This is a genomic window from Cloacibacterium sp. DMC96 (assembly GCF_056313765.1).
Genome location: NZ_JBQUZQ010000001.1, coordinates 1,009,168 through 1,022,847, shown reverse-complemented (window position 1 = coordinate 1,022,847; position 13,680 = coordinate 1,009,168). Strand labels below are relative to the sequence as shown.

Below are 13,680 nucleotides of genomic sequence, written 5' to 3'. Positions count from 1 at the left end.
TTCAGTTATGAAAAAATTCTATTCTTTAATCGCAGTTTTAGTAAGTATTTTGTTTTATTCACAAAATACGATTAACGCTAATACTTCATTTGGCTGGATAGGCTATGTGAATGTTTTTGACACCTCTAACAATTATCAGTGGGGCTCTTCTTGGGCAGTTTCAGATTTAAAAACCGAAATCAATACGGTTAATAATTCCATTACCTTAAAACCAAATTACAACACCTATAATGCTGCAGATCCTTATTGGTCTGATGGTTCAGGTAATGGCAATAAAATTTTAGAAGCCACTACTTATTATGAACCAGGAAGTACCTATAATGGTCAAAATCTAACTTTTACCGGAAACGTGACTTCTAATAATCTTAGTAGCCAATACACCGCAGTTGCTTTTATTAAAGCTCTAGATCCTAACAATGGATATGCTACAGTATATAATAATTTTGTGACTATACCAAGCAGTGGCGTATTCTCTATCAATGCACCTAGTACAAGTTTAGCTACAGGATTGCTTATTCAGGTAGGTTTTACAGTAAGAGGACTTAATGCTAATCCTGCCAATGAAACTACAAACGGAAGCATCGTTATTTCACCTGCAAATCTTTCTACAACATCTGCTAGTAAAAAATCTATAGAAATTTATCCTAATTTAGTAACAGCAGGACAAGAGGTAACTGTAAATGCAAAAGTTAAAAATCTAGCCATTTATAACATGAATGGACAAATTATGACTTCTTCTAAAGCTTCAAGTATTAATACTTCAGGCTTGTCTAAAGGAATTTACATTATCAAATTAACTACAGAAAACGGAGAAACACTTACTCGCAAACTTATTGTAAAGTAAGTTTCATTTTCAAATATATTTTTTTTCGCTCGTTTGTAAAAACGAGCGTTTTTTTTTATTTAAAATTGTAACTTTGGAATATTACATGTTTACAAGATACTTCACATATTTTTTATTTCTTATTTCTATTTTTTCTGAGGCACAAGTCATTGCAGAAAAAGGGATTCCTTTTATTAAAAATTACCTTCCCGAAGACTATGGAAATCACGGTAAAATCTGGGAAATAAAGTCCGCGCAGAATGGTCTCGTTTACATGGCTTCTGAAAACGGATTATTAGAATTTGACGGTAAAAAATGGAACCGTTTCCGGGATTACAAAGGATACACTCGTTCGCTTTTTTTAGCCAATGATTCTACTATTTATACCGGTGCAGATATGGATTTTGGGATTTGGAGAAAAAATAAATTCCAAAAATTTGATTATGAGTCGCTTTATCCTTATAACAGAAAAATCGGTGGCGTAAATGAAGAGTTCTGGGGAACCTATGCTTATCAGAATCAAATTATTTTTGTTTCTCACCAGAATTTATATCAATATTCTAACAAGAAAATTACTAAAATTCCTGCTCCTGTCCGTTTTTTTGACAGTTTTCAAGTAAAAGGCAGAATATTTTTAGCCGATGAGAAAAAAGGTCTTTATGAATATGTGAATAACCAATTGGAGCTCTTGTTTTCTTATCCAAATGATAAAAATTTAGAAATTTCAGGGATTTATATTGAGCAAAACGGTACCATTATTATCGTGACGAGAAGTTCTGGAATTTACACCTTCCAAAACGGAAAATTACAAACCGTTACTCTAGAAATCAGTTCAGAAATTATCAAAAATAAGGTTTTTAGTTTTACCTATTTTGACGAAAAATATTGGGCTTTTGGTACGATTCTCAATGGTTTATATATTACTGACCATCAAGGAAAAATCATTCAGCATCTCAATAAAAATAAAGGAATGCCCAATAATACCATTCTCAGTTTGCATTATCAAAAAAATGGAAAAATATGGATGGGATTAGATTATGGTTTGTCTTATTCTGATATTAAAAACAATGTAACCTACTTTTATAACACTAATACCAATTTCGGAACAGGTTACACCGCTGCTTTAGAAGGGGATTCTTTTTATTTAGGCACAAATCAAGGACTTTATAGTGCTTCTTGGAACGCAATGGATAATAGCAAAGACGCCAATCCTTTCCACATTATCAATGGAGCAGAAGGACAAGTTTGGACTTTGCAAAAAGTAGGCAATACCATTCTCTGCGGACACGATAGCGGTTTATTTGAAATAGAAAATGGTCAACTGAGAAATATCTACAATGAGCCAGGCGTTATGAGCATTTTGTCTTATAGTGATGATATTTTACTTACTGGAAATTACAACGGAATTTCTATTTTCAAAAAAGAAGGCAACTCTTGGAAATTCGTCAAAAAAATGAAGGTAATTCTTGGCGCCATTAATCAAATTGTGAAGGAAAACAATCGTACACTTTGGGTGAATATTCCTAATTATGGTTTTATACGATTTGTGATGGATGCCCAATTTAATCCTATCAGCAAAACCATTATTAATCCTAAAATATTTAAAGGATATTTTCCTTATCTTTTTAAAGATTATTTGGGAATTCACATTCTCACCAATAAATCAGAATATTTATATAACAATACCACTCATGAGTTTGACTTGATCAAAAAACAAGTTTTTCTGAAAAATATTAACAATAGATTTACGGGATTTTATCTTCCTATTGCACTTAATTCAGAATACGGTTTTTACTCTATCCATAATGGTTTTGCCCTTGAAAAGACCATAAAACAAAAACAAAATTATCCTTTTTATTCAGAGTTGCTTTTCAGAAAAAGTCAAGCTTTTAACAACCAAGAAACTAGAGATTTATTCAATGGTTCTGAGATGCCATTTCGTTTTAACAATGTGAAATTTTCTTTTGTACATCCTCACGAAGCGGCAGTGCAATATCAGTATTATTTAAAGGGGTTTTCTGACGATTGGAGCAATTTTAGCGAACAAAACGAAATCGAATTTTTAGGATTGAGAGAAGGAAGTTATATTTTATTTGTAAAAGCTAAAAAAGGTGAGCAAATTTCTTCTGTAAAAAGTTTTTCGTTTACCATCAATGCACCTTGGTACAGAACTTACTGGAGTTACCTTTTCTATTTTCTTTTATTCTATTCCATTTATGTTATTCTAAAGAAAATTCACTACAAAAGATTGTCAAAACAGAAAAAAATATTTTTAGAAAAAGAGAAAAAAGCATTAGAAGAACAAGCAGAAAAACACCGTCAAGAAATGCTTTTAGAAAAACAAAAGCAACTGGAATTAGAGCAAAATAAACTCAAGGAAGAAATTAAAAATAAGACCATAGAACTCGCTACCAAAGCAAAAGATGACGATGACAAAAATAGAATTCTGCAAACCATTAATGAAAAAATAAGTGAAGCAGAAAGTAATCCTAATATTCTTAAATTAAAATTAGGTGAAATCCGAAGAATGGTTCAAAGTTATCTAGAAACCGAAGATCATACCTTTGAAATTCAGATGGATGAATTGCATCAAGAGTTTTTCAAAGCCATGAAGAAAAGATTTCCCAATCTTTCTATCTATGACCTGAGATTGTGTGCATATCTTAAAATAGGCCTTAATTCTAAGGAAATGGCAGATATTTTTCAGGTTCTTCCATCGAGTATTAATGTGAGTCGCTCTAGATTAAGAAAAAAATTGAACTTATCACCAGACGAAGATTTGTATGAATTTTTGAATTCGGTTGAATAATTCTTATCCATTAAAAACTCCAACTTGCTACATAATTTTTATATGAGGAATATTCAATTGTAAAATTCCGAATTACAACCATTTTAGGAAAACATGTATATTCTCATATCATTTCATTTATAAGTATTTATAAAATATTTCTGGCATACTTAATTACCGTAACAATCTGATTATGAGAGTTAAAAATATTTTTCAAACTCTCATCATACTGTACTAATCATTTATTTATTGAGTTCTCTCAAAACTAGAAAATCACTTTGAATGCATAAATTCATAGTGATAAATGATGATGTATCTTTAAAATCTACTACTCATTTTCAGAAAAAATCCTTTCTTTTTCGGAATTATGATTTTGTAATTTTTTTAATAGAGAAAAAAGCTTTTTAAGTTTGTATAAAAAACATTTGAAAAAGTTATTTTCTTAATATTTTTTAGCAGAAAGTAATTGATAGAAATGACTTGCTTTTATTCAAGTAATATTAAACTATAAAAACAATTATACATGCAAAAATTTACCTTTTTATTCAAAACAACATTTTTTTTCTTATTCGCTTTCACATTAAATGCTTACTCACAAAGTACCTATGACTTTTCTTCGGGATTAACGATTTATAAATCCTCTGGAAGTAGTAATTTTGATGAAGCAAAATTTACAGTAGGCGGTGTAGAATATAAAATTCAAGGAGGGATTAATGGTAATCTCACCAATCCTAGCACAGGTGGAGTATCCAATACCAAATGCTTAAAAAAAGATACGGCTGGTGGTGACACCTTTACTTTAACAAGAACAGATGGTCAACCTTTTCAATTTTATGGATTATGGGTTAAACATAATAGTATGAATTCTTATGCTGCATTTTACTCTTTGCCACCCTTCTTTACCATGAATGCTTCTAACGGTTGTACTTCTGTAGCTAGTTACACAGATGCTACTGCTATACAAGGAGGTTCTTATACTACATCATCTTATACATGGAGCATTCCTAATGATGGGTTTACTGTAACAAGCGTGCAAATAAGTTATAAAGCTACATTAGAATGGTGGATTGATAATATTATAGTAGGAACTGCTCTCAATAATAGTCCTACGAATATCTCTACTGCTAATCCCACTGTTATAACATCTAATAGTGCAGTATTGGGAGGAAATCTCACTGAAAGTGATACTTATTATGGAGAATGGGGTATTGTATGGTCTAATGTGAATAGCACCCCTATATTTGATTATGGTACAACTCCAGATAACTATTCAGTTAGTTCAACAACAACTGGAAATTTTAGTAGTACTGTAAATTTTGATGGAATTCCTGTAGGAAGTACTATTTATTATAGAGCATATGCCGATAATTGGGATTGTGGCATGGTAGAATATGGAGATGTAAAGTCTTTTGTTCTTACCGGATCTTTAAAATCTATAGATGTAAATAAAACTAACGATTTTATCGTTTATCCAAATCCTGTTCATTCTTTTGTAAAAATTTCTGGACTTCAACAAAAGTCAAATGTTCAAATTCTGGATACCAACGGCAAACTCATTTTACAAAGAAAAATAGATAATAATGAGAATCTCAACGTAGAATTTTTACCGCCGGGAATTTATTTTATAAAAGTAAAAGATAAGGTTACGAAATTCATTAAAAAGTAAATCACAAAAAAGTCTTTCATCATGATGAGAGACTTTTTTATGTCATAAATTATTTGTTTCTCTAAGCTAATTGATGAGAAATAAACATTTTATGTATTTAATATTAATATTTGCTTTAATGATAAATTAAAATTGAATAGAAGAAATTTAATTTTATACTTCAAAAAATTCCTTACCTTTAAAAGAAAAAATGAAAGCCTTTTTATCTTTTTTAATCCTCATTTCATTTTTGGTTTCTTGCCAAAATAAATCCTCTGAAAAAGCATCAGAAAGCATTAAAACAGATACTATTCTCCAAAAAAATGGTCAGGTTTTGAGTTATACCGTTTTTGATAAACAACTCTTTAAAATGAAGCGAGACCGCGCTGTATATAGTGATGCTTACCAAAAAAGAATTGCTAAATTGGTAGAATATTATCTGGATAAAAATAACCAAACTGGTGTACAATTTCAACTTAAAAATCCTGAAGCGAAGCTGGGCTATTCTGTAGAAGAAACCGATTGGGAAGGCGTACTTTATACCCAAATTGGCCTTTTTACGATGGGAAAAACCAATATGAAAACTTTTCAATGGTTATTTTACAATGCAAAAACCCAAGAACTCTATGAGTTTGACGTTCCAAAAAACACGCCTATCTTATTTAAATACCGTTAATTTTCAAAATATATGAAAATCAAACAACTACAAAGCATTTTAGACCAGCAACCTTCTGTTTCTGGAAACACTTATTTTATCTTCATTGTTTGGGGAATATCTTGGCTGTTTGCACTGGTCTTTTTACTCTTGGGAATTGGACTTTTGCTCGAAAGTTTGCTTCATTATAAAATATTTTTAGATACAGTAGCCCAAAAATTACATCTTGTGCTTACTGATGAACAGCGCTGGAATATTTCTACGAGTTTGGGATGGCTATCACTTATTCTCGCGTTGGTTTTCGGAGCGATGATTTATATCTGCAAAATGGTTTTGGTGAGAAATCACTTCATTATTTTATTAGAAGAATGGCTTATTTCTGAAATAAAAGAAGTAAAAATAAATCGCAAAATTTCAAAAAAATAACTAAATTTACTCTTATAAATACCAAATTATGAACACTATTATTAAACTTATCATTACCGCTGTTGTGGCTTATTTATTGCCCAATGTTCTCAGTGGAGTACACGTTACTACTTTCTCTGCAGCGATTATTTTTGCTATTGTATTAGGACTTTTGAATTTATTTGTAAAACCTATTTTGCATTTATTTTCTTTTCCGATTACGCTTTTAACTTTAGGATTATTTGCTTTGGTTATCAATGCGATTATAATATTATTGGCAGACCGTTTTACAGACGGCATTCAGATAGATGGATTCTGGTGGGCACTTATTTTCAGTGTGGCTTTATCCATTATCACTTCTGTTTTAGAAAGCATTTTCATCAGCAAAGAATAAATTTATTTCACTTAGATATCATCCAAGCCTCAAGAAATTGAGGTTTTTTTTGTCTAAAAATTTTGAAAATCCTCTTCATAATTCTGTAAAACATTTTATCTCTGGCTTTTACATCTTTACAAAAAATTAAAAACAATCTATTAACCCTTTTAAAATGTAAAGCCATGAACAGAATATTTTTTATTTTATTATTTCTTATTTTCGGAAAATTAAGTGCTACCAATCCTGATGATCTTTTGGGAACTTGGATGAGCACAGATAATAGTGTAAAAGTAGAAGTATATAAAGTCAATAATCAATTTAAAGCCAAAGTTCTTTGGTTTAATCATCTTTTAAGCGAAAGCAAAACGCCCATGCATTTATCTTTGGACACGAATAATCCCAATCCTGCATTGAGAAATAGAAAAATTCTAGGCATGGAAATTTTAGATGGATTGCGCTATGATGCTCAGAAAAAAGAATGGGTTAATGGGAAAATTTATGACGCTTCTAGTGGAAGATATTGGAGTTCTTGTGCCAAGTTGCTTCAAAATGGAATCTTAAAAGTTCGCGGTTTCTGGAAGGTAGAATGGATAGGAAAATCTATATCTTTTAAAAAAGTAGCCTAAAAAAAGACCTCCTAAAATGGGAGGTCTTTTTTGATTTATGCTCTGTCGTATAATTTTTCGTAAAGATTAAAGAATTTTTCTTTTACTGCTTTACGTTTTAATTTCATCGTTGGAGTAAGTAAACCATCTTCAATCGTCCAAAGCGTAGGAGTAAGCTCTATTTTCTTAATTTGCTCCCATTTTCCTAAAGTAGCATTCAACAAATTAATATCTTTCATAATTCTTGCTTTTAGCTCAGGAGAATTCGCCATTTCTTCTGGATTTTTGCCTATTTTAAGATGTTTTCTCTCTGCCCAAAGTTTTGCAAATGCATAGTCTGGTTGTACTAAAGCACACGGCATTTTTTCGCCGTCACCTACTACCATAATTTGTTCGATAAATTTAGAACCTTTCGCTAAATTTTCTAAAACCTGAGGCGCAACATATTTACCACCAGAAGTTTTGAACATTTCTTTTTTACGGTCTGTAATGTGTAAGAAACCTTCTTCGTCTATATGACCGATGTCTCCCGTCATGAAGTAACCATCTTCTGTAAATGCTTCTTTGGTTTTTTCTTCGTCTTTATAATATCCTTGGAAAACAGAAGGTCCTTTTACGGTGATTTCTCCATCTGCTTGGATTTTTACATCTAAATTATCTAAAACATGACCTACAGTTCCTATTTTCACTCTTTCGAAAGAGTTTACCGCAATTACTGGTGAAGTTTCTGTAAGCCCATATCCTTCTAAAATAGGAATTCCAGCACCGTGGAAACTTCTGTTCAGTTTGGTAGATAGGGCAGCAGAACCACTTACTAAAGTAATCATATTGCCACCTAAACCTTCTCTCCATTTAGAGAATACCAATTTATCTGCAATTCTGTGTTTTAGAGATTTAGGCTTCTTCATGTCATAATTTTCAAGCAATGACAATGCCCAATAGAAAATTTTGGTTTTTAAACCACCAGCTGCAGCTCCTTTGTCTACAATTTTATCATATACTTTTTCTACCAATCTTGGTACTACCGTCATGTAATGAGGTTTCACTTCTTTTACGTTATCCCCAATTTTATCAATACTTTCTGCAAAGTGAATCGAAAAACCGTTGTACATAAATAGATAAGAAATCATTCTCTCAAAAATATGACAGATAGGTAAAAAGCTTAATACTTTAGTTTCTGTGTATTCTAATTTCCAATTTCTAGGAATTCTGTGATCAGAAGCCAACACATTTGCTACAATGTTTCTGTGTGTAAGCATTACACCTTTTGGTCTACCTGTAGTTCCAGAAGTGTAAATTAAAGTTGCTAAATCATCTGGTTGAATGGTTTTAGCAATGTCTTCTACTTCTTGTTGATTGTCATCATTTTCTCCCAAATCGAGTACTTCCTTCCAGTTTGCAGCTCCAGGAATGTCATCAAAAGTAAAAATTCCTTTCAAACTTTCTACTTGAGGTTTTACTTGAAGTAATTTTTCGTACAAATCTTTATCTGAAACAAAAACGTATTTTATTTCCGCATTATTAAAGATGTAAATATAATCTTCAATAGAAATAGTAGGATATACCGGAACGTCTATTGCACCAATTTGCAAAATTCCCAAATCCATAATGTGCCATTCTGTGCGGTTATTCGTAGAAATTAGCCCGATTTTATCTCCCGGTTTAATCCCTAATTTTAACAGTCCTCTGGAAATTTTATTTCCTTGATTCACATATTCTTTTGTAGAAGTTTTTGTCCAAACTCCATTATATTTGGTCACCAAAGCATCCTCTTTCGGGAATTTGTATAGCGCATGATGAGCAAAGTCAAACAATCTTGTAACTGACATACTTTACGGTTTTTGATTTTTGTAAAAATAATACTTTTTCTTAATTAACAAATAGTTAATATCAATTTTCGTTGAAATACCTAAAAAATGTATATTTACGGCAATTAATTTTAATACAAAAAATGGATTTTAATTTAACAGAAGAACAACTGATGATTCAGCAAGCAGCGAGAGATTTCGCGCAGACTGAACTTTTGCCTGGCGTAATAGAAAGAGACGAACACCAGAAGTTTCCTTATGAACAAGTAAAGAAAATGGGAGAACTAGGATTTCTAGGAATGATGGTAGACCCAAAATACGGTGGAGCAGGAATGGATAGCGTTTCTTATGTTTTGGCAATGGAAGAAATTGCAAAAGTAGACGCTTCTGCAGCTGTAGTAATGTCAGTAAACAATTCTTTGGTTTGTGCTGGTCTAGAAAAATTCGCTTCTGAAGAACAAAAACAAAAGTATTTAGTTCCTTTAGCAAAAGGTGAAGTAATCGGTGCATTTGCACTTTCTGAGCCAGAAGCAGGTTCTGATGCTACTTCTCAAAAAACGACTGCGATTGATATGGGAGACCACTATCTATTAAACGGTACTAAAAACTGGATTACCAATGGTGGAAATGCTCAATATTACATTGTGATTGCACAAACGGATGTAGAGAAAAAACACAAAGGAATCAATGCTTTCATCGTAGAAAAAGGATGGGAAGGTTTCGCAATTGGTAAAAAAGAAGAAAAATTAGGAATCAGAGGTTCTGATACGCATTCATTAATGTTTACCGACGTAAAAGTTCCTAAGGAAAATAGAATTGGTGAAGATGGATTTGGTTTCAATTTCGCAATGGCAGTTCTAAATGGTGGTAGAATTGGTATCGCTTCTCAAGCTTTAGGTATTGCTTCTGGAGCTTATGAATTGGCACTTAAATACGCTAAAGAAAGAAAAGCTTTCGGTACAGAAATCATCAATCACCAAGCAATTGCTTTCAAATTAGCAGATATGCATGTAAATATTATGGCGGCAAGAATGCTTTGCTACAAAGCTGCTGCTGAAAAAGATGCAGGTCTAGATATTTCAGAATCTGGAGCAATGGCAAAACTATACGCTTCTCAAGTAGCGATGGATACTACTGTTGAAGCCGTTCAAATTCACGGTGGTTACGGTTATGTAAAAGAATATCACGTAGAAAGAATGATGCGTGATGCTAAAATCACTCAGATTTACGAAGGAACTTCAGAAATTCAGAAAATTGTAATTTCTAGAAGTATTGCTAAGAAATAATTGGCAAATTCTTTTTAAAATATGAAAGTCGGACAAGGAATTGTTCGACTTTTTGTTTTCCTATTTATCAAATTTTTATACATTTATTCAATGAAAAAATTAAGTCTTTTAGTCGTTTTGTTTTCCTTGAATTTTTCAGCGCAAGTTCCTACGCTTACTGATGAAATCGCATTTCAATTATCTGAAAAACCAGTACATTGCATCAATCAAGAATACCCCAATAAAACCGCACATGTCATCAATAATGAAATGGATGTAAAACTGACTCCCAAAGAATTGCATCCTAGCTTTTATGGCTGTTTTGACTGGCATTCTTCGGTTCATGGACATTGGATGCTTGTAAAATTGCTTAAAGACAAACCTTTTATCAAAAATAAAGAAGAGATTATTAAAATTTTGGATGGTTCTTTTCAAGCCGAAAAAATAAAAACCGAAGCAGAATATTTCAATAAATATCAAGTGGCAAAAGGTTTTGAGAGAACTTACGGTTGGGCTTGGTTGCTTCAATTAGATGCAGAATTGGCGAGTTGGGAAAATCCACAAGCGAAAATTTGGCATCAAAATTTAAAACCGCTCACCGATGAAATCGTAAAATTGTGGAAAGAATATTTACCCAAACAAACGTATCCCAATAGAACAGGAGTTCATCCCAACACTGCATTTGCACTAAGTTTTGCCATAGATTGGGCTAGAACGGTTGGCGAAAAAGATTTTGAAAACCAACTCATCGAAAAAGCAAAATATTTCTATCTAAAAGACGAAAAAACGCCTGCTTATTTAGAACCAGACGGAAGTGATTTCTTCTCGCCAAGTTTAGAAATTGCTGATTTGATGACCAGAATTCTTCCGCAAGATGAATATGTAAAATGGTTTAATAAATTCTACGAAAAGAGAAGTATTGAGAATATTTCACAGATTCCTGTAATTTCGGATATTAATGATTACCAAACAGTTCACTTGGTTGGTTTAAGTTTTACTAGAAGTTGGTGTATGAAAAATATTGCTCAAGTTTTACCAAAAAATCACCGACACAAAAAACATTTCGAGGAAACTTCTTCTAAATTTTTAGAAAATGCTTTACCTTTGGTTTTTAAAGGAAATTATGGCGGCGACCATTGGTTAGCAAGTTTTGCGGTGTATGCTTTGAGTAATAAATAATAAAAACTATATGATAACTATGAAAACAAAAAAACTATTCTCTCTTTTTTTATTTTTTACAGCCTTTTTAAATGCTCAAATTCTAGATGAGTTTCCAAAAAATCAAGAATTTTACAAAGGTGGATTACAAGAATTATACAAGGATATCAACACCATTGCTTCTGAGAAAAAACTTTCTTCTTGTGGTAAAAAAGAAATTTATCAAGCGAAATTATTATTGACCAAGGAAGCCAAAATAAAATTTATCACCGATTTTGACTCTGTCAACATCAATAAAAATAAATGTGCGTACGATTTTACTTTAGATGTTTTGAGAGAACTGAAACTTAGTAACAAATGGATTCCTGCAAAAATAAAAGATCAAAATTTTGATTCAATTGTTAGATTATTTTTTGTTCCCAATCATTTGCTAGATAAATACACAGAAAATTACATTCCTGAAAAACTTTATATTCCTATTACTTATAAAGGTGGAAAAAAAGTGATGGACAAGGATATTCATGATAATTTCATGTCTATTTTTAACGATTATCATGTTAATGGAAACCTTTTTTTAGAATTTGTCGTTGATGAAAATGGTGAAATTATTAATCCTATTGTTTCACCCAAAATAGATAATGAATCATTTAACAAAGATATTGTTCGCTCCATCAATAGAACAAAAGGAAATTGGAATCCAGCTATATTAGATGGCGTTCCTGTAAAATCTAGAATTACTATACCTCTAAATTTTTCAACATCTTTCTATGAAAAATAATAAAAAGGCTGTTCAAAAAATGAACAGCCTTTTTTCTATATCTTAATCTCATTACTCTTTCGGCATGTATTTAGAAATATCGTCATCGTTTTTATTTTCCTCAGTATTGGTTGGTTCTGCATTGTGAGGAGTTTCTTCTGCTGATGGTTTTAATCCTTCCGTCGCTTTTATTTTTTCTCTTTCTAATGCCAATTGTCTTTGGAATTCTTCTTCGCGTTTTTTCTTATTTCTTTTTGCCACGAAATACCAAACAATTCCGCCGATTAAAAATATTGGCCAAAACGGAATTAGCGCTAAAAATAATCCACCCAAAACTGCAAATCCTTTCATAAATGCATTAGAAGATTTATCTCCGAAAGTTTCATCTTTTTGTTCATCATTCAGAATGTTTAAATCCTCTGCATTATTGGTTTCTGGAGTATTGTCTACCAAAGTGAGTTCCACATCGCACATTTGGCTTCCTACATAATCATTGCCTTGAACTTCTGTATTTTTAGATTCTACATTTCCCAGACTGCTCATTTTATTCACCAATTCATTAAAATTACTCAATGGTACTTTTACGGTCAAATATTGTTTGGCAATTCCTTCGTTTTCGGTATAATTTTCTGTGATAATATCTGCATTATAAGTGCTTAGTTCTTGATTTAACAGTGCTTTTGCGGCAGCCAAATCTTCTACCGAAACTTGCAATCTCGTAGTTTTCGCAATAGGGTAGAGTTCACGCTGAGGAATAGGTTGATTCTGAACTTGATTTTGATTTTGAACCTCTTGTTCTGGTTGGGTTTGCGAATTATTTTTAGAAGTTTGCTTCAAAATTTTATTGGCAGTTTCAGCAATGACTACAGCAGCATTGTCACCGCTTTTTATGGCATTATTAGCCGAATCAATCGCTTTTCTAATGTCTTGTGCTTGTTGGCTTTTGTTATCTAATTTTTTAAATTCCCTGTTGAGGGAATCAATGTTTACGTTTCCCTTTTTAATCGCGTCTTCTATAATTTCTTTATGCTTATTGATTTCTGGAAGGATAACTTTTCCTACCGTACTGTTAGAATCATTTACAATTTTAGAAATAGAATCGATGGTTTGGTAGCTTTCTTTTGCTTGGTTAAAAAGGCTATCTGCTGTTTTAAAGGAATCAGCTGTTTGTTGAATATCGGTTTTATTACAAGCCACCAATAATAGAGTAGCGGTAAAAAGACTAAAAATTGTTTTCTTCATTTTAATAGTTTTGTTGATGCCAAACTTAATACAAAAAATGTTCCCTAAAAATAGGTAAAAAATCGTATTTGTATTAAAATTTTGAAAATCAATGAATTGTAAAATAATTTGCAAAATTTTTACAAAAAAAATCCTCAGAAAAATTCTGAGGAC

12 protein-coding genes are annotated in these 13,680 nt (G+C 31.8%); 10 read left to right on the top strand and 2 right to left on the bottom strand.

The genetic code is table 11. The annotated features are described in order from the left end of the window. The first annotated feature begins 7 nt into the window (after window positions 1-7). The 7 genes from ACT53I_RS04565 to ACT53I_RS04535 all read left to right on the top strand — a co-directional run bounded on the left by ACT53I_RS04565 (window position 8) and on the right by ACT53I_RS04535 (window position 7,318). Window positions 8-844, top strand: a complete 837-nt coding sequence (locus tag ACT53I_RS04565; protein WP_476078635.1) for a T9SS type A sorting domain-containing protein — start codon at window positions 8-10, stop codon at window positions 842-844. 85 nt (window positions 845-929) lie between these two features. Further along, a complete protein-coding gene (locus tag ACT53I_RS04560; RefSeq protein WP_476078632.1) occupies window positions 930-3,632 on the top strand; it encodes a helix-turn-helix and ligand-binding sensor domain-containing protein in 2,703 nt (900 codons plus the stop codon). Window positions 3,633-4,134: 502 nt separating this feature from the next. Then, on the top strand, window positions 4,135-5,277 hold the full coding sequence (locus ACT53I_RS04555; RefSeq protein WP_476078629.1) for a T9SS type A sorting domain-containing protein: 1,143 nt from the start codon (window positions 4,135-4,137) through the stop codon (window positions 5,275-5,277). Window positions 5,278-5,467: 190 nt separating this feature from the next. Then, window positions 5,468-5,932, top strand: coding sequence for a hypothetical protein (locus tag ACT53I_RS04550; RefSeq protein WP_476078627.1), 465 nt, complete (start codon window positions 5,468-5,470; stop codon window positions 5,930-5,932). A 12-nt stretch (window positions 5,933-5,944) separates the two neighbouring features. Next, window positions 5,945-6,337: a hypothetical protein gene (locus ACT53I_RS04545; RefSeq protein ID WP_476078624.1), complete on the top strand. Its 393-nt coding sequence runs from the start codon at window positions 5,945-5,947 to the stop codon at window positions 6,335-6,337. Window positions 6,338-6,365: 28 nt separating this feature from the next. Then, window positions 6,366-6,710 carry a phage holin family protein gene (locus tag ACT53I_RS04540; RefSeq protein WP_104794027.1) on the top strand — a complete coding sequence of 115 codons (345 nt, stop codon included), beginning with the start codon at window positions 6,366-6,368 and terminating at the stop codon, window positions 6,708-6,710. A 164-nt stretch (window positions 6,711-6,874) separates the two neighbouring features. Next, on the top strand, window positions 6,875-7,318 hold the full coding sequence (locus ACT53I_RS04535) for a DUF2147 domain-containing protein (RefSeq protein ID WP_371461155.1): 444 nt from the start codon (window positions 6,875-6,877) through the stop codon (window positions 7,316-7,318). A gap of 35 nt (window positions 7,319-7,353) precedes the next feature. Here the strand turns inward: ACT53I_RS04535 and ACT53I_RS04530 are convergent, their stop codons facing one another. After that, on the bottom strand, window positions 7,354-9,126 hold the full coding sequence (locus ACT53I_RS04530; protein ID WP_476078620.1) for an AMP-dependent synthetase/ligase: 1,773 nt from the start codon (window positions 9,124-9,126) through the stop codon (window positions 7,354-7,356). 122 nt (window positions 9,127-9,248) lie between these two features. Here ACT53I_RS04530 and ACT53I_RS04525 point away from each other — a divergent pair, with 122 nt between their 5' ends. The 3 genes from ACT53I_RS04525 to ACT53I_RS04515 all read left to right on the top strand — a co-directional run bounded on the left by ACT53I_RS04525 (window position 9,249) and on the right by ACT53I_RS04515 (window position 12,306). Further along, window positions 9,249-10,391: an acyl-CoA dehydrogenase gene (locus tag ACT53I_RS04525; RefSeq protein ID WP_476078617.1), complete on the top strand. Its 1,143-nt coding sequence runs from the start codon at window positions 9,249-9,251 to the stop codon at window positions 10,389-10,391. 90 nt (window positions 10,392-10,481) lie between these two features. Next, on the top strand, window positions 10,482-11,549 hold the full coding sequence (locus ACT53I_RS04520; RefSeq protein WP_476078615.1) for a DUF2891 domain-containing protein: 1,068 nt from the start codon (window positions 10,482-10,484) through the stop codon (window positions 11,547-11,549). Between the two features lie 19 nt (window positions 11,550-11,568). Continuing rightward, window positions 11,569-12,306, top strand: a complete 738-nt coding sequence (locus tag ACT53I_RS04515) for an energy transducer TonB (protein WP_476078612.1) — start codon at window positions 11,569-11,571, stop codon at window positions 12,304-12,306. Between the two features lie 51 nt (window positions 12,307-12,357). Here the strand turns inward: ACT53I_RS04515 and ACT53I_RS04510 are convergent, their stop codons facing one another. Then, window positions 12,358-13,527, bottom strand: coding sequence for a DUF4349 domain-containing protein (locus ACT53I_RS04510; protein WP_476078608.1), 1,170 nt, complete (start codon window positions 13,525-13,527; stop codon window positions 12,358-12,360). Window positions 13,528-13,680 lie beyond the last annotated feature (153 nt).